Source organism: Microbacterium sp. AK031, from assembly GCF_024807145.1.
Taxonomy (GTDB): domain Bacteria; phylum Actinomycetota; class Actinomycetes; order Actinomycetales; family Microbacteriaceae; genus Microbacterium.
The window spans coordinates 413,669-439,998 of record NZ_JANUCA010000002.1; the positions used below are offsets into that span (position 1 = coordinate 413,669).

Sequence of the window (26,330 nt, forward strand, 5' to 3'; positions counted from 1 at the left end):
TCCTGTTGCGAGAGTGGAGCTGTCTAGAAACCGCTCACGCACACAGGAGGCCTTCGTGTCCCACGCTAACGCTGCTCGGGACTGCTGCACGGATAGGTGACAGTTGTAGTCACGCCGCCAGTGCGACGGTCGTGTTCATGATGGTCTCGAATTCGACCGGGGTCAAACGGCCCAGAGCGGCCTGTCGACGACGTCGGTGATAGGTCCGCTCGATCCAGGTCACGATCGCGATGCGCAGCTGCTCACGGGTGGTCCAGGAGCGGCGGTCGAGGACGTTCTTCTGCAGCAGAGCGAAGAAGCTCTCTATGGCGGCGTTGTCTCCGCAGGAGGCCACGCGTCCCATCGAACCGACCAGTCGGTGACGGGACAAGGCGCGCAGGAACTTCCTGCTTCGAAATTGCGATCCGCGGTCGGAGTGGACCACGCAGCCGGCGACCTCACCGCGCATCTGGGCGGCGTTCTCCAACGCTCGCACGGCCAAGCTCGACTTCATCCGGGAGTCGATGGAGTACCCGACGATCTTGTTCCCGAACACGTCCTTGATCGCGCAGAGGTAGAGCTTGCCCTCCGCCGTCTTGTGCTCCGTGATGTCGGTCAGCCAGAGCTGGTTCGGGAGTTCGGCGGTGAACTCGTGCCGCACCCGACCCTTCTCGTCTGTCACAGTGCAGAGGCCGTCGTGGACGGCGGGGCCGGGCTTCTTGCCGTTCTTGCCCCGTTTCTTCCCGAACGCGCTCCACCAGCCGTTCGCAGCGGTGATCCGCCACGCAGTCCGATCCGCCATCGCCTCACCGGCCTCCCGGGCCTCGTCGGCGAGGAGCCGATGACCGAACTCCGGGTCATCGCGGTGCGCGTGAAACAGTGCGTTCGCGCGATACGCCTCCACGATCTCGGCGTTCGTGATCGGGTCGGCCAGCCACCGGTAATAGGGCTGGCGGGAGAGCTTCAACACCCGGCACGTCACCGTGACGGGGATCCCGTCAGCGGCGAGCTCTCTCACGAGCGGGTACATCATTTTCCCGGCAGATGCGCCTGTGACAGATACGCCGTCGCCCGCCGCAGCACCTCGACTTCCTGCTCGAGGAGCCTGTTGCGCTTACGCAGCTGCCTCATCTCGTCGCTCTCCGAGCGTGTCACTCCCGGCTGCTCGCCATCGTCGATACGGGCTTCGCGAAGCCACTTATCCAGAGTGCCCACGTGCACTCCGAAGTCTTTCGCTATCTGCGCGAGCGTCACGTTCGCTTCACGGGTCTGCGCCACACGAACGACATCGTCGCGGAACTCCTTGGGAAACGCCTTGGGCATGATGACATCCTTCCAGGCCAGCCCTCCGGGCTAGCCACCTCAGATGTCACCTATCCGTGCAGCAGTCCCCTCTCACCCCGCGCGCTCGTCTGCGGCTAGCCAAGCTCATCGTTGAAGAGCATTGGCCGGTCGGTGTCGCGGCGAAGATGTTCATGTCGACGTCACCAAGTTCGGCAACATCCCTGACGGCGGAGGGCACAAGTTCCTCAGCCGACAGCAGAGCAAGCTCAACGCACGCGCCCAGGCACGGCGGACCGGTGAACGCGGACACGAATACCGGCCTCGTATCGGGACCGCATTCCTGCATACCGTCATCGACGACCACTCCCGAGTGGCCTATGTCGAGATCTGCTCGGACGAGAAGGCCGTGACCGCGATTGACGTGCTCCAACGCGCCACCGCCTGGTTCGCTGATCGCAGCGTCACCGTTGAGCGGGTGCTCTCCGACAACGGAGCCGCTTACCGCTCCCACGCCTGGCGAGACGCATGCGCTGGACTGGGGATCACGCACAAACGGACGCGCCCCTACAGACCCCAGACCAATGGGAAGATCGAACGCTTCCACCGCACCCTCGCCGATGGCTGGGCCTACGCACGCTTTTACGGATCGGAATCCGAACGCCGCGCTGCACTACCCGGCTGGCTGCACTTCTACAATCATCACAGGCACCACTCCGCAATCGGCGCCGCACCCATCAGCAGACTCAACAACCTGCCTGGACATCACAACTAACCGAGGAAGATGTCCGGGAACAGCCGATCGTCCGGCGTTCCCGGCACGGCGGCGTAGCCGGAGAAGTCGGTCACGCCGTTGGCTTCCAGCACATCCTCCACGATGAGGCTCTGCCCGGTGTACTCGGCCGCCGGCTTCGTGAGCACAGCGTAGGCGGCATCCGCATAGATCTCCGGCGTGCGACTCGCAGCCATCACCTTGTCGCCCCCGAGCAGGTTCTGCACGGCGGCAGTCGCGATCGTCGTGCGCGGCCACAGCGTGTTAGCAGCGATGCCGTCTGAGGCGAACTCCGCGGCGAGCCCCAGCGTGACCATGGTCATGCCGAACTTGGCGAGCGAGTATCCGGTGTGCGCGCCGAGCCACTTCGGTGTGGGGTTGAGCGGCGGCGACAGCGACAGGATGTGCGGGTTCGCGGACTCCCGCAGCTGCGGGATCGCTGTGCGCGACAGCATGAACGTTCCGCGCACGTTGACGTCCTGCATCAGGTCGTACTTCTTCGCGCCGAGGTCGAGCGAACGCGACAGGTCGATCACGCTGGCGTTGTTGATCACGATGTCGATGCCGCCGAACTCGCCCTGCGTCTTCAGGACGGCTTCGGTGATGTCGTCGTCTTCGCGCACGTCGCCGACGATGGGCAAGGCGTTGCCGCCGGCCGCCCGGATCTGCTCGGCGGCGGTGTGGATCGTGCCCTCGAGCTTCGGATGCGGGGTGTCGGTCTTCGCGAGCATCGCGATGTTCGCACCGTCCGCCGCGGCGCGCAGCGCGATCGCCAGTCCGATGCCGCGGCTGCCGCCCGACATCAGGATCGTCTTGCCTGCGAGTGTCATTGGATCTCCTTAGTGACGTCGTGCTTCGAATCGCGCAAAGTGTTCGATCTGCCATCGGAATGCAGCACTCTGCGCGATTCGAAAGGCTGAGGGTGGGTGGGGTGGGGCTATTTCGGTGCCATCCGGATCGCGCCGTCCAGGCGAATCGTCTCACCGTTCAGGTAATCGTTCTCGATGATGCTCAGGGCGAGCGCGGCGTACTCGGAAGGGCGTCCCAGACGCGCGGGATACGGCACCTGCTGACCGAGCGACTCCTGCGCGGCCTCCGGAAGACCGGTGAGCATCGGCGTCTCCATGATGCCCGGAGCGATCGTGCAGACCCGGATGCCGTGACGGGCGAGCTCGCGTGCGATCGGCAGGGTCATGGCGTGCACTCCGCCCTTCGACGCCGAGTATGCGGGCTGGCCGATCTGCCCGTCGAACGCGGCGACGGATGCCGTGTTGATGATGACTCCTCGGTCACCGGATTCGGTGGGATCGTTCTTCGCGATCACGGCGGATGCCTGGGAGATCACGTTGAACGTACCCACGAGGTTGATGCGGATCACGCGTTCGAAGTCCGCGAGGACTGCGGGATTGCCGTCGCGATCGAGCACCTTCGCCGGCGGGGCGATGCCTGCGCAGTTCACGACGATGCCCAGCGGAGCTTCGGTGTTCGCTGCGGCGACGGCGGACGCGGCATCCTCCGGGCTCGTCACGTCACCGACGGCAAACGCTCCACCCAGTTCGGCGGCAAGCTCCGCGCCCTGCGATGACGGCAGATCGAGCAGCGTGACGTGCGCTCCGGCGGCGGCGAGCGCCCGCGCCGTGGCGAGGCCGAGGCCTGAGGCGCCACCTGTGATCAGTGCTCCGGATCCCTCGACCTGCATGTGTTCTCCTTCGAACGGCTCGTGCAACTCAGTTCCAGCATACGCAGTTCTCAGTTCCACCCTGGCGTCGACCGGTGAACAGGTGTTGGGTGGAGGCATGCAACTGCGTCGCAAGCGAGCCTACGATACCCCCGAGGCGGCTGACGGCTTCCGCGTCCTGGTGGATCGGCTGTGGCCGCGAGGTCTATCGAAGGAGCGGGGCGAGATCGACCTGTGGGCCAAGGACACCGCAACCAGCCCTGATCTGCGAAAGGCATGGCACGCGGCATCCGAAGATGACTGGGGCGTCTACGCCGAGCGCTACCGTGCCGAGCTGGCGCACGAAACGGCCCCCGCGCTCAAGGCGCTCGCCGCTGAGCTGAAGCAGCACGGCGTCATCACGCTCGTCTATGCCGCCCACGGTGAGAAGCACAACCACGCGGTGGTGCTGGAGCGCGCATTGCGCCAGCTGCTGTGAGCATCCCCGCAGCGTCGTTCTCCCCCGCACAACTCCGGAGCTTTTCGCCGATCCGCATGAACTCGACCCTGTTTGCGCTGTTCGGGGCAGTTGCTCCGGAGTTGTGCACGAGGTGGACAGGAGAATGAGACTGTGAGCATCCCCTCCACTCAAGTCGAAGTGCCGCAGCGCGTGCGCGAACTCGCCGGCACCGCGGCGCTCACGCCCGTGTGGCACAACAACATCGGCGGACTCACGTTCCGAACCGACGACGGACGCTTCATCAAACACGGCCCTCTCGACCTCGAGGCGAACATGCGCGACGAGGCGGAGCGGATGCGGTGGGCATCGCAGTGGACGCGAGTGCCTGAAGTGCTCGACCAGGGGCAGGACACCACCCACGAATGGCTCGTCACGGCGGCTCTTCCCGGCGAGAGCGCCGTCGCACCGCGCTGGATCGCGGAACCTGCCACTGCCGTGCGAGCGGTGGGCGAGGCGCTGCGGGCGCTGCACGACGCACTGCCGGTCGACGAATGCCGGTGGAGCTGGGGCGTGCCAGGCCGCCTCGCGAACGCGGAAGCCCGTGGCATCCGCATTCCACCCGCGCTGCGCGAGGCGCCGGCGGTCGACAGGCTGGTCGTCTGCCACGGTGACGCCTGTGTGCCGAACACCCTGCTGGATGCCGGCGGTCATTGGCTCGCGCACGTCGACCTCGCTGCACTCGGGACTGCCGACCGCTGGGCCGACATCGCGGTGGCGTCCATGAGCACGGAGTGGAACTACGGCCCCGGATGGGAAGACGCGCTCATCGAGGCGTACGGCGTCGAGCCGGACCGTGAGCGGCTGGCGTACTACCGGGCGCTGTGGGACGCGATGTGATGGCACATCCGATCATGTTCCGGCACGACGATCCGTTTCTCGCGCGGGTGCGAGAGATCGCGCTCGCGCTCCCTGAGGCCGACGAGAAGATCAGTCACGGACGCCCGACCTTCTACACGCAGAAGGTGTTCTGCTACTACGGCGGCTCGGTGCGCATCGATCAGGAGTGGATCGCCCACGATGCGGCGATCATGGTGCGTCCAGACCCCGACGACGATCCGGCCCTGCGTCAGGACCGGCGGTTCTGGGTCCCGGCGTACCTCGGCCCATCGGGATGGCTCGGGATCGACCTCGACCGTGACACCGACTGGCGGGAGATCGGCGAGCTCATCGACGCCTCCTACCGTGTGACAGCGCCACGACGGCTGGTGCAGGAACTCGACCCGCGCTGACCCGCTCAGCTCCAGACGAACCGGAACGTGCCGAGCAGCACTGCGGCGGCGAGCGCGAGCGCCATGATCAACGCGCCGCCGAGCAGCGCGACCCCGTCGCGCGCATGCATGCGAGACTGCCGGGACCACGTGCGAGGAATGCCGGAGCCGAACCCGCGCGCTTCCATCGCCATCGCCAGTTTCGTGCCGCGGCGCACCGCGAAGACCAGCAGCACGAATGCCATCGAGAAGAAACGCCTGAGCGCACCACGATCGCCGACGCCGCGCGCGCGGCGAGCGAGACCCATCGTGCGCCAGTCGTCGAGGAACAGCCCCAGCATCCTCGTGCCGGCGAGCACACCGAGCACGAACCGGCTCGGCAGCTTCGCCACCTGAGCGAGCGCGTCCGCCAGCTCGGTCGGGTCGGTGCGACCGAACAGCAGGATCGTCGGCAGCCCCAGTGCCATGACGCGCAGGCTCACCGCGATCGCGAGCTGGACCGAGTCCTCGCTGATCGTCGCGAAGCCGAAGCTCCAATAGACGCGCCCTGCCGGCTCCGCATACAACAGCATGCTGAGTCCGGCGAGCGGCGCGAAGATCACGAGCGGAAGCATGCGACGCAGCACGCTCGACAGCCGCATGCCGGTGAGCGGCAGGCACAGCAACTGCAATCCGATCGCGACGAGGCCGCTCACGACGTCGATCGACGCGAACAGCGGCACCGACAGCAGCAGTGCGAGCGCCAGCTTCGTCACGGGGTTCACGCCGTCGAGCCACGACCGCTCCAGGGGCTCGACCGACACCTCCGTGCGCTGCGCGGTCATGATGCCTGCTCCAGTTCGATCCGGTGCCCGCCGAGGTGAAAGATCACGCCTTCATCGTGCGTGACGGCCACGACGGATGTGCCTGAAGCGACCTCTTCCTGCAGCAGTGCGACGAGCTCTATCCAGCCGCGGCGGTCCTGCCCGAAGGTGGGCTCGTCGAGCACGATCACCTCGGGGGATGCCGCGAGCACCGTCGCAACCGACAGCCGCCGTTTCTGCCCGCCGGACAGCGTGAACGGATTCGCGAGAGCGAGGTGCGAGAGGTGCAGACGCTCGAGCAACCCGTCGACGACGGCCGCGGTGCGCGCGGCGTCCCACCCCAGCGCCTTCGGCCCGACGGCGAGTTCGTCATGCAGCGTCTGGGTGAGGAACTGGTGCTCTGGCTCCTGGAAGACGGTGCCGATGCGCGTCAGCAGCTCGCGCGATGTCCATCGGATCGGCCTGAGCCCTCCCCGTCCCGAAAGCGAGGATGCGGCGACGACCTCACCCTCGTGCTCAGGAATGAGACCGGCCAGTGTGAGCGCGAGCGTCGATTTGCCGACGCCGTTCGGTCCGGTGATCACGGTGGCACTCCCCCGCGGCACGCGGACGTCGAGTCCGGACTGGACGACGTCTCTGGATGTGCGCGCGATCGCGAGTCCCGTCGCCGAAAGCGCCGGCGCATTCGCATCCGCAGCCACCGCCAGCACTTGCAGCTCGACGTCCTGATCGGGCACCCACACCCCGGCATCTGCCAGCGCTCGACCGTGCTCAGCGAACACCTGCGCCGGCGACCCGTCGGCGAGAAGACCGCCGTCGGCGGCGAGAACGATCACGCGGCTCATCAGGTCGACCCAGACCGGAGTGCGGTGCTCGACGACGATGAGCGTCGCCGCCGTGGCGTCGACGACCCGCTCGACGCTCGCGCGCACTTCGGCGACACCTTCGGGGTCGAGGTTCGCGGTCGGCTCGTCGAGCAGCAGCAGCCCCGGACGCATCGCGAGCACTCCCGCGAGCACCAGGCGCTGCTTCTGGCCGCCGGAGAGCTCTTTGGTGGGCCGGAGCAGCGGCACTTTCAGGCCCACGGCTTCGAGCGCGTGCGCCACCCGCGAGGGGATCTCGGATGCCGGAACCCCCAGGTTCTCGCATCCGAAGGCGACATCGTCGCCTACCTTCGACAGTACGATCCCGGCATCCGGGTCCTGCATGACGAGGCCTGCCTGCCCGCGGCGCGACTCAGGGGCTGCGCCATCGAGCAGAAGCGATCCGGTGCGCTCGCCCTCGTCGGCGTCGCCGAGCACTCCCGCGAGTCCGGCGAGAAGCGTCGACTTGCCTGCGCCGGATGCTCCGAGCAGCAACACGCGCTCGCCGGGCTCGATCGTGAACGAGACGTCGCTGACTGCGGGAAGCTTCCGTCCGGCGTAGCGCCATCCCCAGCCCGCGGCCTGCACACGGGCCGGGGCGGCAGCGGTCATGCTCAGACCTCGCGTGCGAGTTCTCTGCCGGCCGCGAAGCGGCTCAGCGCTCCGGTCTTCGCCAGCGCGCGCACGAGCAGCCAGCCGACGACGCCGGCGAGGATAGCACCGGACACGGCGACGCACACCAGGTAGATGGTGTTGAACTCGAGGGACTTGAGGATGTTCGGCGAGCTGCCATAGAACAGCTCGAACACCCATGCCGCAGCTCCCGCGCCGATTCCGGCGAGAACGGCGACACCGAGACCGAACCGGCGGTACAGGAACAGCGCGAAGATGAGTTCGGCGCCGAAGCCCTGCACGAGACCGGACAGAACGGTGGAGACGCCCCATACGTTGCCGATGAGCATCGAGACGATCGCGGCGACCACCTCGACGACGAGGGCCGCGCCGGGCTTGCGGATCACGAGTCCGCCGATGACACCGCCGATCAGCCAGATGCCGACCGCGATGCCGCCGAGGCCGGGGGTGAGCGCGTCCGCAGCGCCGAACCAGGCGCCGCCGACGACGTTCCAGCCCCAAAAGAGCAGACCGGTCGCGACGCCGAGAACAGCGGCGACGACGATGTCAACGACGCGCCAGCGCCAGGGATTGTCACCGGTGCCGGTGGATGCGGCGGCGGGTGTGCGTGTAGACGTGCTCATTTGAACTCCTCCCTGCGCTGGCATGACCCAGATCAGGTTCGACGGTCGAAGCGCTTTTCGCTCCCTCTCAGCCCGGCTCGCCGGACTCCCGTGGTTATGCTCACGATCATACTCGTGCGAAACGATGGGTGCCGCCCGCAGTCCGTGTGGGCATCGAGACACTGCGACGGCACCGGATTGGGTACCGTGAACTGGTGACAATCGATGACGCGACGCCCGATACGGGGGCTCTCACTCGACGTGAGCTTCGCGCGGGCACGGCTGCAGACAACACGGTGCGCTCGCCCGCGTTGCCCTTCAGCGGCAGCGCGAACGCGCCGACCGCTGACGCCGAGCACGCGGCGAGCAGCGAGGAAACAGCGCAGACTCAGGCGTCTGCCGCCGATTACGCTGCGGTCGGCACTGCCTTCGATGACATCGAGGCGGCGCTGGCGTCGGACACCGCCCACGACCACCATGACGCCCATGGGACCCCCGTGCACTGGGCCGATGACGAGCGGACCGCCACGGCGTTCACCTGGCTCGACGTCCACGCCGTTGAGGAATCCACCCGGTCGGCGGATCTCGATACCGTAACGATGCGGGAGCCGGGAGCGAATCTGCTCGCGGACGCGCGTCTTCGACCCGCCTTGCTGCACGCACGGTGGCTGGTACCGTTCGGCGCATTCGCCGCGCTCGTGGTGGCGTACGCCGCGACCGTGCTGCTGTGGCCGCTGCATGAGGTTCCGCCCACTGTGGAAGCCGTGGAGGTGCCGGCCGTCGTTTCAGAGCTTGCGACCCCCACCTGGCCGGCCGTGGGCAGCGCTGGCATAGGCATCGCCGGAGTCTCATCGACCTCGTCTGCCGCGGATGCCGTCTCGATCGCCAGCGTGACGAAGGTCGTGACCGCTCTGATGGTGCTGGATCGGATGCCGCTGCAGCTTGGCGAGCAGGGCCCCGAGTTCGCCTTCAACTACAGCGACAGCGTGGACTACTGGGACTACCGCCGCGGCGATCAGTCGGCGCTGGATGTGCCGGTCGACGGCGTGCTGACCGAGTATCAACTGTTGCAGGGCACACTGCTCGGGTCTGCGAACAACTATGCCGATCGCCTGGCACGCGAGATCTGGGGCTCGGATGCGAGCTTCGCCGATGCCGCAGCGACGTGGCTCGCCGACCATGGGATGACCGGCATCACGATCGTGACGCCGTCGGGTTTCGATGAGGGCAATGTCGCCACACCGGATGCGCTGCTGCGCCTGGGCGAACGCGCGATGCAGAACCCGGTCTTCGCCGAGATCGTCGGCACGGTCAGCGCTGACATCCCTGGCGCGGGCCTCGTCGCGAACACCAACGGGATGCTTGCGGACCCGGGCGTCGTCGGCATCAAGACCGGAACACTCGAGGGCTGGAGCATGCTCACCGCGAAAGACGTCGCGATCGGCGGCACGACCGTGCGTCTCTTCGCTGCCGTGCTGAACCAGAGCAGCAACGACGAGCGTCTCGCCGTCACGCGATCGTTGTTCGCCGAAGTCGAGACAGCCCTGCAGGACACTCCGACGACCGTACCTGCCGGCACTGTGGTCGGCGAAGTCGAGACCCTGTGGGGCACGAACGTCGATCTCGTGACCGACGAGGATGCGACGGTGCTGCTCTGGAACGGCGCGTCGGCCGATGCCGCTACGACGCTCGCGCTGGGCGACGAGCGCGAGGCCGGCGATCAGGCCGGCAGCCTCAGCGTGACCGGCCCCGTCGACGCCGTCGAGGTCAGCGTTTCGCTCGAAGACGAGGTATCGGGCCCAAGCCCGTGGTGGCGCCTGACGCACCCGCTCGAGCTTCTCGGCGTTGTGGCCGACTGACGAGCAGCCGGCCACAACGATCGAACTCAGCTCGCTGTCGGCGCTTCCGAGTCGGCATCCCCACTCGCCGCCGCGACAGCATCCAGATCTGCCTCGGCATCTCCGGTGACGACGACCGGGGTCGTACCCGTGAGAGCCTCCTCGGCGTCGATGTCGGTCGCGGCCTGCTCGAACTGCGACTGGTACAGCCGCCAGTACGCGCCCTGAGCCACGATGAGCTCATCGTGCGAGCCCTTCTCCACGATGTCGCCGTGCTCCATCACGAGGATGAGGTCGGCGTCGCGGATGGTCGACAGGCGGTGCGCGATCACGAACGAGGTGCGCCCCTGTCGCAGCGCCGCCATAGCGTGCTGCAGCAGCAGCTCGGTGCGGGTGTCGACCGCACTCGTCGCCTCATCGAGGATGAGGATCGACGGCTTCGCCACGAATGCACGCGCGATCGTGATGAGCTGGCGCTCTCCGGCGGAGACGTTGGCTGCGTCCTCTTCGAGAACCGTCTCGTATCCCTCGGGAAGCGCATGCACGAACCGGTCGACGTACGTCGCCTTTGCTGCCTCCAGCACCTCTTCGTCGGTCGCCGATGCCCGCCCGTAGCGGATGTTCTCCAGGATGGAGCCGGCGAACAGCCATGGATCCTGCAGCACCATGCCAGTGCGCGAGCGCAGTTGGGACCGGGTCACCTCGGAGATGTCCTGCCCGTCGAGCAGGATACGACCGCCACTGAGCTCGTAGAAGCGCATGATGAGGTTCACCAGCGTCGTCTTTCCCGCACCGGTGGGTCCCACGATCGCGACCGTCTGCCCCGGCTCCACCCGGAACGAGAGGTCGTTGATCAGCGGACGCTCCGGCGTGTACGAGAACGACACGTTCTCGAACTCGATGACGCCCTTGCCCTCGGCGAGCTCCGGCGCATCAACGGCATCCGGGTCCTGCTCATCGGCGTCGAGGAAGTCGAACACGCGCTCGGCCGAGGCGGTACCGGACTGCACGATGGCCGCCATGCCACCCAGTTCGCTCAGCGGCTGTGTGAACTGCTGCGAGTACTGGATGAACGCCTGCACATCGCCGAGGCGAAGCTGACCGCTCGCGACCATCAGGCCCCCGAGCACGGCGATGCCGACATAGGTCAGGCTGCCGACGAAGGTCATGGCCGGCATGATGATGCCCGACAGGAACTGCGCTTTGAAGCTCGCCTGGAACAGCTCTTCGTTCTCGACCTGGAACCTGTCGAGTGCATCCTTCTCGCGGCCGTACACCTTCACCAGGGCGTGGCCGGAGAAGGCCTCTTCCACGCGGGCGTTGAGACGCCCGACCTTGCGCCACTGAGACCCGAAGGCCTTCTGCGAACGCGGGCCGATGACGCCGAAGATCACGCCCATGAGCGGCAGCGCGACGAGGGCGACGAGCGCCAGCTGCCACGAGATCGAGAACATCATGACCAGCACGCCGATGACCGTGAGCACCGATGTCAGGGCGCCGGAGAGGGACTGCTGCATCGCCGTGGTGATGTTGTCGATGTCGTTCGTGACGCGCGAGATCAGCTCACCGCGCTGCACCTTGTCGAAGTACGACAGGGGCAGACGGTTGATCTTCGCTTCGACCGACTCACGCAGACGCCACATCGTGCGCACCATGATGACGTTGATGACGTAACCCTGGATCCAGGTCAGCAGCGCAGCGCCGACATAGATGGCGAGCACCGCGATGATGATCACGCGAAGACGCTCGAAGTCGAGTCCTGCCCCCACCTGGAAATCGGTGAAGGCAGCGACCATGTTGGCGAAGTCGTCTTGCCCCTGAGCCCTCAGTATCTCGACGACCTGCTCCTGCGACGTGCCGGCGGGAACGCCGCTGTCGCCGAGCGTCTTGGAGATGAAGCCCTCGTAGATGATGTTGGTGGCTTCACCGAGGACCTTGGGCGCGGCCACCGTCAGCACGACGCCGATCGCACCGAGGATCGACACGAAGACGAACCAGAGTGCAGACGGCTTCAGCAGTCCGATCATCCGGGCGAAGCTCTTGCCGAAGTTGTCGGCCTTCCCTGGCGCGACGGCGTCCCAGTCGCCCGAGTTCAATCTCGCCTGTTCAGCGAGTTCTGCTTCGTACTGCTCTTCTGCAGTGAGCTGCTCCGGCGTGCTCATGCGTCCACCCCCAGCTGCGATTCGACGATCTCTCGATAGGTGTCATTGGATGCGAGCAGCTCGTCGTGAGTGCCGACGCCGACCATCCTGCCGCCGTCGAGGACCACGATGCGATCGGCATCCATGATGCTCGACACGCGCTGTGCGACGACGATCTTCGTCACCCCCGGCAGCTCACGCCACAGGGCCTGTCTCAGCCTGGCGTCGGTCGTGAGGTCGAGCGCGGAGAACGAGTCGTCGAAGATGAGGATCTCCGGCTGGTGCACGATGGCCCTTGCGATCGCGAGTCGCTGGCGCTGCCCGCCGGAGACGTTCGTACCGCCCTGCGCGATGCGCGAGTCGAGGCCATCGGGCATCTCCTCGACGAAGTCGCGACCCTGTGCGACCTCGAGCGCATGCCAGAGTTCTTCGTCTGTGGCTTCCTCTCGCCCGTACCGCAGGTTGGACGCCACGGTTCCGGTGAACAGGAAGGGACGCTGCGGCACCAGGCCGATGCTCTTCCACAGCGCTTCGACATCGGCCTCGCGCACATCAGTGCCGTTCACACGCACGGCGCCGCCGGTGACGTCGAACAGCCGCGGGATCAGCGAGACGAGTGTGGTCTTGCCGGCGCCGGTGGAGCCGACGATCGCGACCGTCTCGCCCTTGTTCGCGCCGAAGGAGATGCCGGAGAGCACAGGAGCCTCAGCTCCCGGATAGGTGAACTCGACGTCTTCGAGCATGACCGCGCCAGGTGCACTGAAGTCGACGACGCCGTTCTCCGGGCGGTGCATGGTCGACTCCGAATTGAGCACCTCGCCCACGCGCTCGGCGGAAACGGCCGCACGCGGGATCATCATCGCCATGAAGCTCGACATGATCACGCCCATCATGATCTGCCCGATGTACTGCATGAACGCGAACAGCGTGCCGACCTCGACATTGCCCGCGTTGATCTCGATGCCGCCGAACCAGATCACTCCGACGACCGTGACGTTGAGGATCAGCATGAACAGCGGGAAGAGCAGCACGAAGAGCGAGCCGATCTTGCGACCGAGGATCATGAGTTCCGTATTGGTCTCGCGGAACCGCACTTCCTCGATGGGCTCGCGGACGAATGCCCTCACGACCCGCACTCCGGTGAGCTGCTCGCGCATCACGCGGTTGATCGCATCGAGCTGCTTCTGGTTGCGGCGGAACAGCGGAACCATGCGGCCGATGACGAGCACCGCGGCGATGAGCAGTGCCGGCACCGAGACCGCGATCAGCCAGCTCAGCCCGACATCCTGCTGGACAGCCATGATGATGCCGCCGATCGCGAGCAGCGGAGCGGTGACGAACATCGTCGCGCCCATCATCGCCAGCATCTGCACCTGCTGCACGTCATTCGTGTTGCGGGTGATCAGCGAACCGGCGCCGAACTGCGACACCTCTCGCTCGGAGAAGCCGCTGACGCGGGAGAACACGTCGGCGCGGATGTCGCGCCCGACGCTCATCGCGGCCTTCGCCGCGAAGTAGGTGGCGATGATCGAGCAGATGATCTGACCGAGCGACACCACGAGCATGAAAGCGCCCGTGCGCCAGATGTATGCGGTGTCGGCCTGGGCGACGCCGTTGTTGATGATGTCAGCGTTCAGCCGAGGCAGATAGAGCGTGGCGAGCGCGCTGGCGAACTGGAAGATCAGCACGCCGACGAGGAGCCACCGATATTTGGAGAGATAGCGGACGAGGAGTTTCCCGAGCATGAAAGTGTCCTTGTGAGATAGGGGCAGCGAGTGCCACAGAACAGATTGTCACGAAGCTCGGACATTCGTAACGACGAAGGAGGCTTATCCGCTCAGGGCGAACGAACCGCTGATCATCAGCGGATTCTGCACGCCGTCCAGCAAATCGCGACGTGCAGTTCAGGCGAACAAGGATACCTCTGGCACGTACGCGCGGGCCGCTGCGCCGGCATCCGGTTCCAACTCCTCGAGCGTCGCGGGCTGCCACTTCGGCGAGCGGTCCTTGTCGACCAGCTGCGCGCGGATCCCCTCCACGAGGTCGGGGTGGTGAGTCCCGAACCAGAGCACGCGCCGGTACTCGCCGATCAGCGCATCGCGCAGATCTCCCTCACGAGCCTCGCGGACGGCATCCAGCGTCACCGCGACCCCCGTTGGCGAGAGCTCGGCGAGCGTCGCCGCCGCTTCGGATGCCGAGGACTCGGACCGCGCAGCGAGCCTCTCCACGACCTCGCCGATCGTCTCGGCGGAGAACACCTCGTCGATCCAGCCGCGCTCGTCCACCAGAGCGGAGCGCTCCGGCGTCTCATCGAACAGCAGCACGAGCTCGGACGGACTGGTGGGGTCGGCGCGCTTGCCGAGCGCCTCGCGCAGTTCGTCGAGATGCGCCGACGGCACGTAGTAGTCGGCGAAGCCGGCATACACGGCATCCGCTCCCGTCATGGTGGCGCCGGTGAGCCCGAGGTACTCGCCGATGCGGCCTGGTGCGCGGCCGAGCAGATAGGTGCCGCCGACGTCAGGCGTGAACCCGATCCTGGTCTCCGGCATGGCCAGGCGGCTGCTTTCGGTGACGACGCGGATGGCCGCGTGACCGGCGAGCCCGATCCCGCCGCCCATCGTGATGCCGTCGGCGAAGGCGACCACGGTCTTGGGGTACCGGGCGATCATGAGGTTCAGCGCGTACTCCGCACGGAAGAAGTCGCTGACGCCCTCATGCCGGCCGCTGGTGATCTGCTCGTAGAGGCCGCGCACGTCGCCGCCTGCGCAGAGACCTCGATCGCCAGCGCCGTCGATGAGCACGATGTCGACGTCTGAGTCGTGGCGCCACCGCTCGAGCGCGGCGGTGAGCTGACGGATCATGTCGAGATCGAGGGCGTTGATCGCCTTCGGTCGATTCAGCGTGAGCCGTCCCAGCGAACCCTCGGTGCGGACGAGAACGGTGGGGGCCGCGGTGTTGTCAGTCACGAATGCCACGTTACCCGCCTGATTCTTCACGCTTCGCACAGCGCCGACGCGAGATTCTGCGTGTTTTCCGACAAGATAGAGAGAACGCCCATCGCAGGAAGGCCCCGGATGCCAGACGGACAGCTGATCGAGTTCGACCACGTGACGAAGCGCTTCGGTGCTGTCGCCGCAGTGTCGGACTTCTCCGCGCGCGTCAACCCCGGTGTCGTGACGGGCTTCCTTGGTCCGAACGGCGCCGGCAAGACCACCACACTGAGGATGCTGGTCGGCCTCGAGCGCCCGACCATCGGCACGACGAAGATCGGCGGCAAGCGCTTCTCCGAGCTGCGCGAGCCCGCCCGCGTGATCGGCGCGATGCTCGAGAACCCCGGCTTCCGCGCCCGCCGCACCGTCGAGCGCCATCTCATCGCTGCGGCCAAGGCCAACAGCATCCCTCTCTCGCGCGTCGGCGAGCTCATCTCGTTCGTCGGACTCGGCGATGATGTCGACACCCGCATCGCCGCGCTCTCGCTCGGCATGCGCCAGCGCCTGAGTGCGGCGACGGCATTGATCGGCGACCCCGGCGTGCTCGTGCTCGACGAACCGGCGAATGGTCTCGACCCCGAGGGCATCCGATGGATGCGCACGCTCATCCGCGGTCTCGCCGATGAGGGCCGCACCGTGCTCGTCTCCTCGCACGTGCTCTCCGAAGTGGAGCAGACGGCCGACGAGATCCTCGTGATCGCGCGCGGCGAGCTGAAGTTCGCTGGCACCATGGAAGACCTCGCCGACCCGAGCACCGGTCCTGTCGTCGTCGACGCCGCCGACCGCCGCGCGCTGTCCCAGGCGCTGAGCACCGCCGGCCTCGAGTACGAGATCCTGCGCTCGGGGTTGACGGTGCGCGGCAGCGACGCCGCCAGCATCGGCGCCGTGACCGCGGGTGCCGGCGTGGCATTGACCACACTGCAGCAGCGCGGTCCCACACTCGAGGACGTCTTCCTCGATCTCGTGAACGACAGGTTCGTGCGTCCCGAGGTGCGTGCGGCGGATGCTACGCACGAGGCCGTCGCCACCGTGACAGCCGTTGATGCAGAAGAGTCAACGGCTGACTCCGATGCGCCGGTTGCGTCTTTGTTCGCGTCGGTCGGAGCATCTGCCGTTGACGAAGGCTCGCCTGCGACGTCTGCGGACGAGCCAGTGCGCGATGAAAAGCCGTCAGATGCCGAGGAGGCGGAGCCGGAGACATCGGATCGTGCGCCCTTCGACATCACCGCATCGTTCGCCGACTCGGACGCAGAATCGGCGGACACGGCAGAATCGGCAGCCACCGCGGAGACAGCGGAAACCACCAGTGAGCCCGCTCCTCAGGAAGAGGACCGCCAGCTCCCCGGTATCGCGGGACTCGCGGCCGTCGCCAGCCTGTTCAACACGCCGACGTCGACGTCGACCTCTGAGACTGAGGGCGAGAGCGATACTCGCGAACTCGCCGATGCCGACCAGTCGCCGGCGGTCACGGCCGATGAGGCCGGTGCCGACACCACGGACTCTGCCGACGACGACCTCGATGCGACGCCACTCACGGAGTCGGCACCCGAAACGGACGAGAATCTCGATGAGGCCGATCCGACCGAGGAGTTCTTCGACGCGTTCGCCGGTGACCCGGCTGCGGAGGATGACGACGCACCTGACGCATCCTCCGGCGACGAGCCAGAAGAGCACGACGCGGACAACAGCGACTCAGATCGCAGTGAACCCACGGCCGACCGGCACTGAACTCAGACCGGACGCGGCCGGATGACCGGGCGCTGACGTCCCTTCACGACCGGTATCGGCGCCGTGCCTGCGATCTCCACGACGTCGACGGGCTCTTCCGAGACGTCGAGTCGCAGCGCCTGTGTGAGTGCCAAGCCATGCCTGGTCGTGAAGATCAGTCGCTGGAACTGCTCGTCGCCCTCGAGATCGATGACCACGCTCGCTCGGTGACGGCGGATGAGCACGAAGTCGGTCGTGGCCGCGGCCTTCCAGGTTCCCGCCGCGAGGATGCCGGGAATATGGGTGCCGGGGCCCGGCACGCCGCGCAGCCACGTCCATGCGTCTTCGGTGAGCTGCACCTTGGTTATGGTGTCCCGCGCCACCCGCAGGTTCTCGCGGTGAAACGTCGCAGCGCGCTCAAGCGGAGAGAGCACAACCTCAAGCTGTGTCTGATCCAGCAGCAACGTCACCATGCACCCAGTCTGCCAGCGACGCCTTGCAAACTGTCTGCGACTTCCTCACAGGACCGCAACAATCCGATTGTGCGGTTCCACCAGTCCGGTCAGGGACGAGCGGATGCTGCGGCAGCAGCCGCCGCGGACAGCGCTGCTTCGATGCGAGTCAATGCCGCGTCGTCGTGAGCGGCTGTGAGGAACCACGCCTCGAACACACTCGGCGGCAGGGCGATGCCCTGCTCGCGCATCGCATGGAAGAAGGGCGCGTAGCGGAACGCTTCCTGAGCCTGTGCCTCGGCGTAGTTACGCGGTGGCGTCTCGGCGAACACGACGCCGAACAGGTTTCCGGCGCGCGGCACGGCGTGCACGACGCCGGCATCCGTGAGGGCCGCATCAAGGGCGTCGGCGACACGAGCGGCCGCAGCATCCACGCGCGCGTAGACGGCCGGCGTCGCGAGGCGCAGCGTCGCGAGCCCGGCAGCGACAGACAGCGGGTTCCCCGACAGAGTGCCCGCCTGGTAGACGGGACCGGTGGGGGCGAGCAGATCCATCACATCGGCACGACCGCCGAGGGCGGCGAGCGGCATGCCACCGCCGACGACCTTGCCGAAGGTGATGATGTCGGGCAGGTACTCCTCGCCGAGCGAGGCCTGCAGCGCCCAGTACCCGGCATGGTGCACGCGGAATCCCGTGAGAACCTCGTCCAGGATCATCAGTGCGCCATGCGCGTGCGCGGTGTCGGCGATGAAGCGGTTGAATCCAGGATCGGGTTCGACAACGCCCATGTTCGCGGCGGCAGCCTCGACTATCACGGCGGCGATCCGGTCGCCGTGCTCTGCGAAGACGGTCTCGAGCGCTGCGCGGTCGTTGTAGCCGATCACGAGGGTCTGCGCCGCAATCGGGGCGGGAACGCCTGCAGAGCCGGGCAGCGCCAGCGTCGCGACGCCGGAGCCCGCCTCGGCCAGCAGTCCGTCGGAATGCCCGTGGTAGTGACCGGCGAATTTCACCAGCAGGTCACGACCGGTCGCCCCGCGCGCGAGGCGGATGGCCGTCATAGTCGCCTCGGTGCCGGTGGAGACCAGGCGAACACGTTCGATCGGTGCCAGATCTCCCACCCGCACGCGCTCGGTGATGAGTCGAGCGAGCACGACCTCACCCTCCGTCGGCGCCCCGAACGAGAGACCGCGAGTCGCTGCCTCCTGCACGGCCGCGACGACATCAGGATGCGCATGCCCCACCAGGGCGGGGCCCCACGATGCCACCAGGTCGACGTACTCGTCGCCGGCGGCATCCGTGACCGTCGCGCCCTTCGCGGAGGCCAGGAACCGCGGCGTCCCGCCGACGGAGCCGTACGCCCGTACCGGCGAGTTCACCCCGCCGGGGGTCACGGCGCGTGCGGCGGCGAACAGGTCATCGTTGCGGTCGTTCATGGGATCCTCCATGTCTTGGTCCGGTGCAGGCTTCGACTCGCTTCGCTCGCTCAACCCGTTTCGTCTCACTCCGCTCGCTCAACGAGCCGCGGGATGCCGCTCAGCGTTCGCGGAGCCAGCCGGCGGCCGGCGTCGCCCAGTAGGTGAGCACGGCGTCGGCACCGGCGCGTCGGATCGACAGCAGTGACTCCAGCACCGCAGCGCGGCGGTCGATCCAACCGTTCGCGCTCGCGGCCTCGATCATCGCGTACTCGCCGGAGATCTGATATGCCCACACCGGAATGTGCACGGCGTCGCGCACCTCGCGCAGCACGTCGAGGAAGCTCATCGCCGGCTTCACCATGACGATGTCCGCGCCCTCGGCCTCATCGATCAGCGCCTCGCGCAGTCCCTCACGTCGGTTGCCGGGGTCGAGCTGGTACGTGCGACGGTCTCCCTGCAGCTGGGAGTCGACGGCCTCGCGAAACGGTCCGTAGAATGCGCTCGCGTACTTGGCCGCGTAGCCGAGAAGGAGAGTGCCGCTGAAGCCCTCGGCATCCAGCCCGCGACGGATCGCCGCGACCTGGCCGTCCATCATGCCGGACAGGCCAAGCAGGTGCGAACCTGCCCGCGCCTGCGCAAGCGCCATCGCGACATATCGTTCCAGCGTCGCGTCGTTGTCGACCGAGCCGTCGTCCGTGAGAACGCCGCAGTGACCGTGATCCGTGAACTCGTCGAGGCACAGATCGGTCTGCACGACGAGCGCGTCGCCGACCTCCTCTACGAGGGCCGCCGTGGCGACATTGAGGATGCCGTCAGGATCATCCGCACCGGAGCCGATCGCATCGCGCACCTCAGGAACGCCGAACAGCATCACACCGCCGACCCCCGCCTCGGCCGCCTCGACAGCCGCGCGACGCAGCGAATCGAGCGAGTGCTGGGCGACGCCCGGCATCGAGCTGATCGGCACGGCCTCGGTGATGCCCTCGCGCACGAACATCGGCAGCACCAGCTGCCGAGCCTCCAATGAGGTCTCGCGAACCAGGTTCCGCACCGCCGGCGACTGGCGGAGTCGGCGCGGACGGATCTCGGGGAAGCTCACGGCGCGAACTCGTCGGCCGCGTGCGGGAGGGTGAAGTGCGAGACCGCATCGATGAGCGCGTCGACGGTCTGCTTGTCAGCGACCACCGTGATGGGCAGACCTGCCTTGCGGGCGTCCTTCGCGGTGCGAGGACCGATCGCGGCGAGCAGCGTGTCATCCGGGATGTCGGGGAACTGCTCGCGCACCTGCTGCGCGACCGAGCCGCTGGTGATGAGGATCGCGTTGATCCGGCCGCTGTCGACATCACGACGGATGCGGTCGGTCACCGGCACCCCCACCGTGCGGTACGCGACGATGCTGGAGACCTCGTGCCCGGCGTCGATGAGTGATCGCGTGAGAACGGGCTTCGCGATCTCACTGCGCAGAGTCAGGATTCGACGGGGCGAGGGCTCGAGAGCGATCAGCTGCTCTGCCATGCCTTCGGCGGAGTTGTCCTCCTCCGGCACGAGCGCGACCTCGTATCCGACCGCCTGCAGCGCCGCCGCCGTCGTCTCTCCGACCGCGGCGATCTTCGTAGACTTCGGAACCACGGCGCGATGCGCGAAGAGCACGTCCACGGTCGTCGCACTGGTGATCGTGAGCCAGTCGAACTCTCCGGCGGCAAGCTTCGTCAGCGCGTCGTCCAGTGCGTCCTGGTCTGTCGTCGGACCGAAGTTGATCAACGGCGCGACGACGGGAACGGCGCCCTGCGCGCGAAGGCTCGCGGCGACGCCGTCGCCCCACGGGCCTCCTCGCGGAACGAGGACGCGCCAGCCGGTCAATGGCTTCTCATGATTCGTTTCGGGTGTGCTGCTCATCAGGATTGCTCTCGGGAGACGAGTCCGGCCGCCCCTTGATCGAGCAGCCGACGGGCGACAGAAAGTCCGATCTCGCGTGCTGCGTGATTCAGGTCCGCACCATCGGCAGCATCCGCTCCATTGCCACTGCCGTTCAGACGAATATACCCCCGGCGCAGAGGTTCGGTGACGTCGAGCCCGATCCGCCTCTCTCCTTCCGGCGCATAGACGATCGTTCGCACACGCACTTCATCGCCGGTCACGACGGCGTGCGCGGCCATCGGCGCCTGGCATCCGGCATCCAGTCCCTCCAGCACTCCGCGCTCCACGGTGATGGCGAGCCGGGTCGCCTCGTCGTCGAGCTCTGCGAGCGCAGCGAGCAGTTCTTCTGATGCGTCCGTCGTAGCCTCGACGGCGAGGGATCCCTGCCCTGGTGCCGTCGGCCATTCGGCGAGACCGAGCTCCTCACGTGCGAGGGTCACCTCGGATCCGAGTCGCGACAGACCGGCGGCCGCGAGGATCACGGCATCCAGTTCACCGGATTCGACCCGGCCCATGCGCGAACCGATGTTTCCTCGGATGTCGACGACCTCTGCGCCAGGCGCACGACGATGCACCTGTGCGATGCGTCGCGGCGAGCCGGTGCCGACCTTCGCACCGCGGCGCAGTTCGTGAAGCGCTGTACCTTCCCGCGTGAGCACGACGTCGCGGGCGTCTTCCCGTGCCGGCGTCGCCGCGATCAGCAGACCCTCCGGCACGGCCGTCGGAAGGTCCTTGAGCGAGTGCACCAGGATGTCGCATTCGCCGGCGAGCAGAGCCTCCCGCAGACGAGTCGCGAAGATGCCCAACCCGCCGATCTCGGACAGCGATGCGCGGTTGGTATCGCCCTCCGACACGATGGGGACGAGCTCGACCTTGCGGCCGGAGGCCTTCTCGAGCGCGGTGGCGACATGACCGGACTGCGCCTGCGCGAGTGCGCTTCGGCGCGTGCCGAGACGGATCGGGGTACTCACGGCGGCCTACTGCAGCACGTCCGCGATCTCGTCGAATCGGAGCCTGCGTCCCGTGAAGAACGGGACCTCCTCTTTCACGAATCGACGAGCTTCGGTGTAGCGCAGGTCACGCATGAGATCGACGAGTTCCGTGACGTCATCCGCCTCGAGCGGAAGGATCCACTCGTAGTCGCCGAGCGCGAAGGCGGCGACGGTGTTCGCGATGACGCCCTTGAACGCCGCCCCCTTGCGTCCGTGATCGGCGAGCATCTTCCGCCGATCCTCTTCAGAGGCGAGGTACCACTCGGGGGTGCGCACGAACGGGTACAGGCACAGCCAGTCCTTGGGCTCGACGCCGCGCAGGAAACCGGGCACGTGCGCACGGTTGAACTCGGCGTCGCGGTGCACGCCCATCACGTTCCAGACGGGCAGCAGTGTGCGCAGGAGCTCGGTGCGACGAAGCCGGCGGAGCGCCTTCTGCAGTTCTTCAGCGGTCTCGCCGTGCAGCCAGACGAGCAGATCGGCGTCGGCCTTGAGCCCCGAGACGTCGTAGAAGCCGCGGATGGTGACGCCGGAGTTCTCGATGTGCTCGGAGATCGTCTCCAGTTCCGTCGCATCCGTCTCCGCGACAGGGGCATCAGGATTGCGTCGCCATACAGCCCAGAGGGTGAAGCCGGTCGGGTTCTCTTCGCTCGCGTCGGACATGCATCCAGTCTGCCCCTTTCTCGAGGAAGGAGCGAATGCAGCGTTCAGCGACCCTCAGTGAAGTCAGCGCGCGAGCGCTCGCACGATCGCCCAGACGAGAGCACCGGCCACCGCGGCGACTCCGACAGCTGCAGCGGCAGCTCCGACCGGGTTGCGGTCCGCGAACACGCGTGCCTTCGCGGCGCCGCGCACCGATGCCTTCTCGATGCGACGAGGGAGGTTGCCCTTGATCTCGATGGCGGCGAGAGCGGCCTTCAACTCGGCACGAGCGGATGCCACGGGGTCGGTGATCCCGGCAGGAACAGCAGTGCGGGGCAGATTCAGCTCAGAGTTTGTCATCACCGGCATCCTTCACGATTCGAATATCGGTCGCGACTGCCTGACCGGGGTTCTCGCGACGCAGCACCTTGCGGAACTTCAGCAGTCCGAGACCCGCGAACACCAGAACGCAGAGCAGCAGCAGCACGAGCACTGCCAGCGCCGAGAGCCAGACCGGCCACCACGAGGACAGTCCCGCCACGGCGAAGACGAGGATCATCGGGATCACCCAGAACAGGAAGAACAGCGCGACCAGGAACCAGACGCTTCCGATTCCGGCGTCCTTCGCCGTGCGCGAGATCCAGACCTTGGCGGCATCGATCTCGGCCTTGACGAGTTTGCTGACCAGTTCCGGGAGGTCGCCGAGCAGCGTCAGAAAACTGTCGTCAGCGCGGTCACGGTATCCGCGAACCATGTCAGTTGCCGTTCGTCGTCGTCTTCTTCGCCGCTGAGCCCGTCGACGCACTCGAGGTGGCGTTGCTCGTCTTGGCGGCGGACTTCTTGGCCGCGGGCTTCTTCGCCGCCGCCTTCGCGTCCTCGACCACGCCCTCCGCCACGTCGGCGACGTTCCCCGCCGCCTCCTTGGTCGTGGCGATCGCGGAGTCGAGCTTCTCGCCAGGCGTCGTTCCGCTGCCGACAGACCCCGCCACCTTCACGATTCCCGACCAGACCGCGCCGGGGATGGCTGCGGCCTTGTCCCCCGCGAATGCCGTGAGCTTGGTGACCTGCTCCTGGACCGGGTCCAGGTGCCAGACCTTGAGCCACTGCGTCTTGATCTGCTCGTAGCGCTCGCGTCCGGCGCGCGTGCCGAGTACGTAACCGACGCCGAGTCCGACGACAAGTCCGATCTTCCCCTTCATGGGGTCTCCTCACGTTGTTCCGGTCGAGCCGAAGGATTCCGCCCCTGTCGGCCAGGTACCCAGCGTAACCCCATATGCCGATTTCGGCATCTATACCTCAGGGGGTTGACAGCCAAGGTTCATTCACGTCCAGAGCAGAGCCCGGCGGAGGCGATCGGCCTCCGCCTTCGCATCCGGGATGACCTGCGCGAGGCCCGTCCCGGATAACCATGCCCCGACGACCGCGAGGCCAGCGGTCTTCTGCACGGCCGCGCGGACCGCACGACGGCGGTCCGCCGCACCGATGAGGGATGCCGGCTGCGCCTGTGTGAATCGTGCCCGGTGCGAGTCGACGAGCATCGACTCCGCCACCGGCACTCCGAGCATGTCGGCGGCCTCGCGCAGTGCAAGCCGGGCAGCCTCCTCGTCGTCCAGCAGCGCGGTGGCGGCGGGCTCACCCTGGGCGCCGAACGACACCCTCACGATGTGCTTGCCGCCGGCAGCCTTGCGCAGCCACGACCATTTCGCGGTGGCGTGTGTGAGAGCCTTGGCCGCGTGGCTGCCCGGCACAGTGAGCACGCCGGTGCCGCGCGGGGCGGCGTCGAGCGCCGGCGCATCGAGCAGCAGGCTCACGATCTCGATCTCGGGGGCGGCGCCGGGAGCGGTGAGAGCATCGATGTGCGAATCGAGCAGCGTGCGGGCGACGGGCTCGGCGGTGGCCACGATGACAGCATCCGCCGTGAGCGTCTCGGTGATCTCCTCGGGCTCTTCCGCGGCATCCAAGGCCCCGTTGCGCGTCGGGAACGTCACCGTCCATCCATCGTCCTCGCGGACCAGGGACTGCACGTCGGCGCCGGTGCGCACGAGGGCGCCGAGTTCATCCAGGTCACTCGCCAGTGCGTCGACGAGCGCGCTCATCCCGCCCGCGAGGGCCTCGACGGCGGAGCCGGGAGCCTTCTTGGCGCGGTCGGCACGATCGGCGAGAAGCTGAGCGACGCCTCCCGAGAGCGACCCCGCCCTGGTCATGGCCTCGTTGAGGCCCGGCGCGGCGATCTCAGTGTCGACGTCATCAGGTTGCGCCGAGTACACCCCGGCGGTCACGGGGGCGACCAGTCGGTCGCGCACCTTCTCTCCCATGCGCGTCGAGACGAGCCTGCCGAGGCTGTGCTCCTTGCCGATCGTCAGCGGCGGTCGCAATCGGTCGACATACGCGCGCCATGCTCCACCCCAGCCGATGATCCGGCGCACGTCTTCGGCGAACGGATTCGAGGGGATGCCGAGGATGCCGCCCTGGGGAAGGGGCGCTGCATCGACGCCGGGAGCGCCGACCAGCCACGCCCCGGCCGGGTTCGGCGTGACGATGCGGTCGGTCAGACCGAGATCGGCGAGCAGCTCACGCACGTGGCCACCGCGCGTCGCGTAACTCTCCGCACCGGCATCCACCACGATCGAGTCGAGTTCGGCTCGACGGATGGCGCCGCCCAGGCTCTCGGTCGCTTCCAGGAGGGTGACCTTCATACCGACCTTGGCGCATTCACGGGCCGCGACGAGGCCGCCGATCCCACCCCCGACCACGATGACGTGGCGTGCGGCCGCCCTGGCTGCGAGCTCGACGGAATCCTCACTCATGCGCGCGCCTGCTCCGAGCGGGAGTGCACCAGCTCGACGATGCGGGTGAGCTGGTCGGGATCGGTGTCCGGTGGCACGCCGTGACCGAGGTTGAGGATGTGCGCGCGTGCTGCCAGACCGCGCTCCAGCACGTCGAGCACGTGTGCCTCGAGCACGGGCCAGGGCGCCGACAGCAGGGCCGGGTCGATGTTCCCCTGCACGGTGACATCCGCACCGAGGATCGCGGCCGCCTCGTCGAGCGGCTGACGCCAGTCGACGCCGACGGCGGAGGCGGAGCCGCCGAGCTTCATGTCGGCGAGGAAGGGTCCGGTGCCGACGCCGAAGTGGATCACCGGGATGCCGAGGTCGGTCACTGCTGCCTTGGAGTGCGGGGCGATGAACGCACGGTAGTCGGCGGGATTGAGTGAGCCGGCCCACGAGTCGAAGAGTTGCAGGGCACCGGCCCCGGCGTCGCGCTGGGCCTCGAGGAAGCGGCGCGAGATGCGGGAGAGCCATCCGGCGAGTCGATCCCATGCCTCGGGGTCGGTGTGCATCATCGCTCTGGCACGAAGGTGCTCCTTGGAGGGACCGCCCTCCACCAGATACGCGGCGAGGGTGAACGGCGCACCGGCGAACCCGATCAGCGGGGTGTCGCCGAGTTCGGCGGTGACGATCCGCACGGCCTCGGCGATCGCGGTCGTGTCCAGGGAATCCGGATCGATCGCGGTGATCCGGTCGACGTCGGCGCGCGTGCGCACCGGCTCTGCGAATACCGGACCGCGTCCTGGTTCGATGACCACGTCGACGCCGGCCAGACGCAGCGGGATGACGATGTCGCTGAAGAACACCGCCGCATCGACGCCGTGCCGACGCACCGGCTGCAGTGTGATCTCGGCCGCGAGGTCGGGGGTCAGGCACGCGTCCAGCATCCGGGTGCCGACGCGCAGCTCGCGATACTCGGGTAGCGAGCGACCCGCCTGTCGCATGAACCAGACGGGGGTCTGCTCTGGTCGATCTCCCGCGAGCGCGCGCAGCAACGGGGCAGTGGATGAGGACATGCGTCCATCTTCCCATCCGGTCTCTGTGGGTGCCCGATGTACGCATCCAGGAGGCGCTCCGGAAGGCGGCGTAA

General features: G+C 67.3%; 25 protein-coding genes, 1 pseudogene and 1 riboswitch. Of the genes and pseudogenes, 6 read left to right on the forward strand and 20 right to left on the reverse strand.

What is annotated here, in order from left to right; translation table 11 throughout:
- Positions 1–109: 109 nt before the first annotated feature.
- Positions 110–1,302 (reverse strand): IS3 family transposase gene (locus HDC95_RS07280; RefSeq protein WP_259062652.1). Its coding sequence is split into 2 segments (ribosomal slippage): positions 110–1,015 and positions 1,018–1,302, totalling 1,191 coding nucleotides; the frame shifts between segments, so codons are not numbered across the junction.
- A gap of 280 nt (positions 1,303–1,582) precedes the next feature.
- Between HDC95_RS07280 and HDC95_RS07285 the strand changes: the two are divergent.
- Positions 1,583–2,035, forward strand: a pseudogene (locus HDC95_RS07285) (integrase core domain-containing protein); the annotation flags it as partial.
- On the opposite strand, the gene HDC95_RS07290 reads toward HDC95_RS07285, so the two are convergent.
- Positions 2,032–2,862 (reverse strand): NAD(P)-dependent oxidoreductase, encoded by an 831-nt coding sequence (locus HDC95_RS07290; protein ID WP_259062653.1) that lies wholly within the window; start codon positions 2,860–2,862, stop codon positions 2,032–2,034. The pseudogene HDC95_RS07285 and the gene HDC95_RS07290 sit on opposite strands and share 4 nt — an antisense overlap.
- A gap of 107 nt (positions 2,863–2,969) precedes the next feature.
- Positions 2,970–3,731 (reverse strand): SDR family NAD(P)-dependent oxidoreductase, encoded by a 762-nt coding sequence (locus HDC95_RS07295; protein WP_259062654.1) that lies wholly within the window; start codon positions 3,729–3,731, stop codon positions 2,970–2,972.
- Positions 3,732–3,828: 97 nt separating this feature from the next.
- Here HDC95_RS07295 and HDC95_RS07300 point away from each other — a divergent pair, with 97 nt between their 5' ends.
- From HDC95_RS07300 to HDC95_RS07310, 3 genes are all read left to right on the forward strand, one after another.
- On the forward strand, positions 3,829–4,188 hold the full coding sequence (locus tag HDC95_RS07300) for a DUF488 domain-containing protein (protein WP_259062655.1): 360 nt from the start codon (positions 3,829–3,831) through the stop codon (positions 4,186–4,188).
- A 132-nt stretch (positions 4,189–4,320) separates the two neighbouring features.
- Complete coding sequence (locus tag HDC95_RS07305) at positions 4,321–5,046, forward strand: aminoglycoside 3'-phosphotransferase (protein ID WP_259062657.1); 726 nt, start codon at positions 4,321–4,323, stop codon at positions 5,044–5,046.
- Positions 5,046–5,438, forward strand: coding sequence for an MmcQ/YjbR family DNA-binding protein (locus tag HDC95_RS07310; protein ID WP_259062659.1), 393 nt, complete (start codon positions 5,046–5,048; stop codon positions 5,436–5,438). Before HDC95_RS07305 ends, HDC95_RS07310 begins: the two co-directional genes overlap by 1 nt.
- 5 nt (positions 5,439–5,443) lie before the next feature.
- Here the strand turns inward: HDC95_RS07310 and HDC95_RS07315 are convergent, their stop codons facing one another.
- The 3 genes from HDC95_RS07315 to HDC95_RS07325 all read right to left on the reverse strand — a co-directional run bounded on the left by HDC95_RS07315 (position 5,444) and on the right by HDC95_RS07325 (position 8,339).
- Positions 5,444–6,241, reverse strand: coding sequence for an energy-coupling factor transporter transmembrane protein EcfT (locus HDC95_RS07315; protein WP_259062661.1), 798 nt, complete (start codon positions 6,239–6,241; stop codon positions 5,444–5,446).
- Entirely contained in the window at positions 6,238–7,695 is a 1,458-nt protein-coding gene (locus HDC95_RS07320; RefSeq protein ID WP_259062662.1) for an ABC transporter ATP-binding protein, read from the reverse strand. Before HDC95_RS07320 ends, HDC95_RS07315 begins: the two co-directional genes overlap by 4 nt.
- A 2-nt stretch (positions 7,696–7,697) precedes the next feature.
- A complete protein-coding gene (locus tag HDC95_RS07325; RefSeq protein ID WP_259062663.1) occupies positions 7,698–8,339 on the reverse strand; it encodes an ECF transporter S component in 642 nt (213 codons plus the stop codon).
- Positions 8,332–8,441: riboswitch (TPP riboswitch) on the reverse strand. (Overlaps the previous gene by 8 nt.)
- A gap of 92 nt (positions 8,442–8,533) precedes the next feature.
- On the opposite strand from HDC95_RS07325, the gene HDC95_RS07330 reads away from it, so the two are divergent.
- The gene (locus tag HDC95_RS07330; RefSeq protein WP_259062664.1) at positions 8,534–10,177 is read left to right on the forward strand and encodes a D-alanyl-D-alanine carboxypeptidase family protein; all 1,644 of its coding nucleotides are present in this window, start codon (positions 8,534–8,536) and stop codon (positions 10,175–10,177) included.
- Between the two features lie 26 nt (positions 10,178–10,203).
- Here HDC95_RS07330 and HDC95_RS07335 read toward each other — a convergent pair whose 3' ends face one another.
- The 3 genes from HDC95_RS07335 to HDC95_RS07345 form a co-directional block, all read right to left on the reverse strand.
- The gene (locus tag HDC95_RS07335) at positions 10,204–12,318 is read right to left on the reverse strand and encodes an ABC transporter ATP-binding protein (RefSeq protein WP_259062665.1); all 2,115 of its coding nucleotides are present in this window, start codon (positions 12,316–12,318) and stop codon (positions 10,204–10,206) included.
- Positions 12,315–14,042, reverse strand: a complete 1,728-nt coding sequence (locus tag HDC95_RS07340) for an ABC transporter ATP-binding protein (RefSeq protein ID WP_259062666.1) — start codon at positions 14,040–14,042, stop codon at positions 12,315–12,317. Before HDC95_RS07340 ends, HDC95_RS07335 begins: the two co-directional genes overlap by 4 nt.
- A gap of 159 nt (positions 14,043–14,201) precedes the next feature.
- The gene (locus tag HDC95_RS07345; protein WP_259062667.1) at positions 14,202–15,263 is read right to left on the reverse strand and encodes an enoyl-CoA hydratase/isomerase family protein; all 1,062 of its coding nucleotides are present in this window, start codon (positions 15,261–15,263) and stop codon (positions 14,202–14,204) included.
- A 108-nt stretch (positions 15,264–15,371) separates the two neighbouring features.
- Between HDC95_RS07345 and HDC95_RS07350 the strand changes: the two genes are divergently transcribed.
- Entirely contained in the window at positions 15,372–17,015 is a 1,644-nt protein-coding gene (locus HDC95_RS07350) for an ABC transporter ATP-binding protein (RefSeq protein WP_259062668.1), read from the forward strand.
- Between the two features lie 2 nt (positions 17,016–17,017).
- Here HDC95_RS07350 and HDC95_RS07355 read toward each other — a convergent pair whose 3' ends face one another.
- The 11 genes from HDC95_RS07355 to hemE all read right to left on the reverse strand — a co-directional run bounded on the left by HDC95_RS07355 (position 17,018) and on the right by hemE (position 26,256).
- Positions 17,018–17,467, reverse strand: coding sequence for a hypothetical protein (locus HDC95_RS07355; protein ID WP_259062669.1), 450 nt, complete (start codon positions 17,465–17,467; stop codon positions 17,018–17,020).
- 89 nt (positions 17,468–17,556) lie between these two features.
- The gene (locus HDC95_RS07360; RefSeq protein ID WP_259062670.1) at positions 17,557–18,879 is read right to left on the reverse strand and encodes a glutamate-1-semialdehyde 2,1-aminomutase; all 1,323 of its coding nucleotides are present in this window, start codon (positions 18,877–18,879) and stop codon (positions 17,557–17,559) included.
- A 100-nt stretch (positions 18,880–18,979) separates the two neighbouring features.
- Complete coding sequence (hemB, locus tag HDC95_RS07365) at positions 18,980–19,960, reverse strand: porphobilinogen synthase (protein ID WP_259062672.1); 981 nt, start codon at positions 19,958–19,960, stop codon at positions 18,980–18,982.
- Complete coding sequence (locus tag HDC95_RS07370; RefSeq protein WP_259062673.1) at positions 19,957–20,757, reverse strand: uroporphyrinogen-III synthase; 801 nt, start codon at positions 20,755–20,757, stop codon at positions 19,957–19,959. Before HDC95_RS07370 ends, hemB begins: the two co-directional genes overlap by 4 nt.
- Positions 20,757–21,749 carry a hydroxymethylbilane synthase gene (hemC, locus tag HDC95_RS07375; RefSeq protein WP_259062674.1) on the reverse strand — a complete coding sequence of 331 codons (993 nt, stop codon included), beginning with the start codon at positions 21,747–21,749 and terminating at the stop codon, positions 20,757–20,759. The genes HDC95_RS07370 and hemC overlap by 1 nt, the downstream gene beginning before the upstream one ends.
- A gap of 6 nt (positions 21,750–21,755) precedes the next feature.
- Complete coding sequence (gene hemQ / locus HDC95_RS07380; RefSeq protein ID WP_259062675.1) at positions 21,756–22,433, reverse strand: hydrogen peroxide-dependent heme synthase; 678 nt, start codon at positions 22,431–22,433, stop codon at positions 21,756–21,758.
- A gap of 63 nt (positions 22,434–22,496) precedes the next feature.
- Positions 22,497–22,772 carry a hypothetical protein gene (locus tag HDC95_RS07385; RefSeq protein WP_259062676.1) on the reverse strand — a complete coding sequence of 92 codons (276 nt, stop codon included), beginning with the start codon at positions 22,770–22,772 and terminating at the stop codon, positions 22,497–22,499.
- Entirely contained in the window at positions 22,759–23,166 is a 408-nt protein-coding gene (locus tag HDC95_RS07390; RefSeq protein WP_259062677.1) for a phage holin family protein, read from the reverse strand. The genes HDC95_RS07385 and HDC95_RS07390 overlap by 14 nt, the downstream gene beginning before the upstream one ends.
- A gap of 1 nt (position 23,167) precedes the next feature.
- Positions 23,168–23,611 carry a hypothetical protein gene (locus HDC95_RS07395; protein WP_259062678.1) on the reverse strand — a complete coding sequence of 148 codons (444 nt, stop codon included), beginning with the start codon at positions 23,609–23,611 and terminating at the stop codon, positions 23,168–23,170.
- A 123-nt stretch (positions 23,612–23,734) separates the two neighbouring features.
- The gene (gene hemG, locus HDC95_RS07400; RefSeq protein ID WP_259062679.1) at positions 23,735–25,219 is read right to left on the reverse strand and encodes a protoporphyrinogen oxidase; all 1,485 of its coding nucleotides are present in this window, start codon (positions 25,217–25,219) and stop codon (positions 23,735–23,737) included.
- Positions 25,216–26,256, reverse strand: coding sequence for a uroporphyrinogen decarboxylase (gene hemE, locus HDC95_RS07405; protein WP_259062680.1), 1,041 nt, complete (start codon positions 26,254–26,256; stop codon positions 25,216–25,218). Before hemE ends, hemG begins: the two co-directional genes overlap by 4 nt.
- Positions 26,257–26,330 lie beyond the last annotated feature (74 nt).

Bases quoted from the DNA above. Each gene is read 5' to 3' on its own strand.
- HDC95_RS07395 (WP_259062678.1), bottom strand. From the start codon at position 23,611: ATGAAGGGGAAGATCGGACTTGTCGTCGGACTCGGCGTCGGTTACGTA.
- HDC95_RS07320 (WP_259062662.1), bottom strand. From the start codon at position 7,695: ATGACCGCTGCCGCCCCGGCCCGTGTGCAGGCCGCGGGCTGGGGATGG.
- HDC95_RS07325 (WP_259062663.1), bottom strand. From the start codon at position 8,339: ATGAGCACGTCTACACGCACACCCGCCGCCGCATCCACCGGCACCGGT.
- hemE (WP_259062680.1), bottom strand. From the start codon at position 26,256: ATGTCCTCATCCACTGCCCCGTTGCTGCGCGCGCTCGCGGGAGATCGA.
- HDC95_RS07350 (WP_259062668.1), top strand. From the start codon at position 15,372: ATGCCAGACGGACAGCTGATCGAGTTCGACCACGTGACGAAGCGCTTC.
- HDC95_RS07315 (WP_259062661.1), bottom strand. From the start codon at position 6,241: ATGACCGCGCAGCGCACGGAGGTGTCGGTCGAGCCCCTGGAGCGGTCG.
- HDC95_RS07340 (WP_259062666.1), bottom strand. From the start codon at position 14,042: ATGCTCGGGAAACTCCTCGTCCGCTATCTCTCCAAATATCGGTGGCTC.
- HDC95_RS07385 (WP_259062676.1), bottom strand. From the start codon at position 22,772: ATGACAAACTCTGAGCTGAATCTGCCCCGCACTGCTGTTCCTGCCGGG.
- HDC95_RS07300 (WP_259062655.1), top strand. From the start codon at position 3,829: ATGCAACTGCGTCGCAAGCGAGCCTACGATACCCCCGAGGCGGCTGAC.
- HDC95_RS07290 (WP_259062653.1), bottom strand. From the start codon at position 2,862: ATGACACTCGCAGGCAAGACGATCCTGATGTCGGGCGGCAGCCGCGGC.
- HDC95_RS07370 (WP_259062673.1), bottom strand. From the start codon at position 20,757: ATGAGCAGCACACCCGAAACGAATCATGAGAAGCCATTGACCGGCTGG.
- HDC95_RS07295 (WP_259062654.1), bottom strand. From the start codon at position 3,731: ATGCAGGTCGAGGGATCCGGAGCACTGATCACAGGTGGCGCCTCAGGC.
- hemG (WP_259062679.1), bottom strand. From the start codon at position 25,219: ATGAGTGAGGATTCCGTCGAGCTCGCAGCCAGGGCGGCCGCACGCCAC.
- HDC95_RS07360 (WP_259062670.1), bottom strand. From the start codon at position 18,879: ATGAACGACCGCAACGATGACCTGTTCGCCGCCGCACGCGCCGTGACC.
- HDC95_RS07390 (WP_259062677.1), bottom strand. From the start codon at position 23,166: ATGGTTCGCGGATACCGTGACCGCGCTGACGACAGTTTTCTGACGCTG.
- hemQ (WP_259062675.1), bottom strand. From the start codon at position 22,433: ATGTCCGACGCGAGCGAAGAGAACCCGACCGGCTTCACCCTCTGGGCT.
- HDC95_RS07355 (WP_259062669.1), bottom strand. From the start codon at position 17,467: ATGGTGACGTTGCTGCTGGATCAGACACAGCTTGAGGTTGTGCTCTCT.
- HDC95_RS07310 (WP_259062659.1), top strand. From the start codon at position 5,046: ATGGCACATCCGATCATGTTCCGGCACGACGATCCGTTTCTCGCGCGG.
- HDC95_RS07335 (WP_259062665.1), bottom strand. From the start codon at position 12,318: ATGAGCACGCCGGAGCAGCTCACTGCAGAAGAGCAGTACGAAGCAGAA.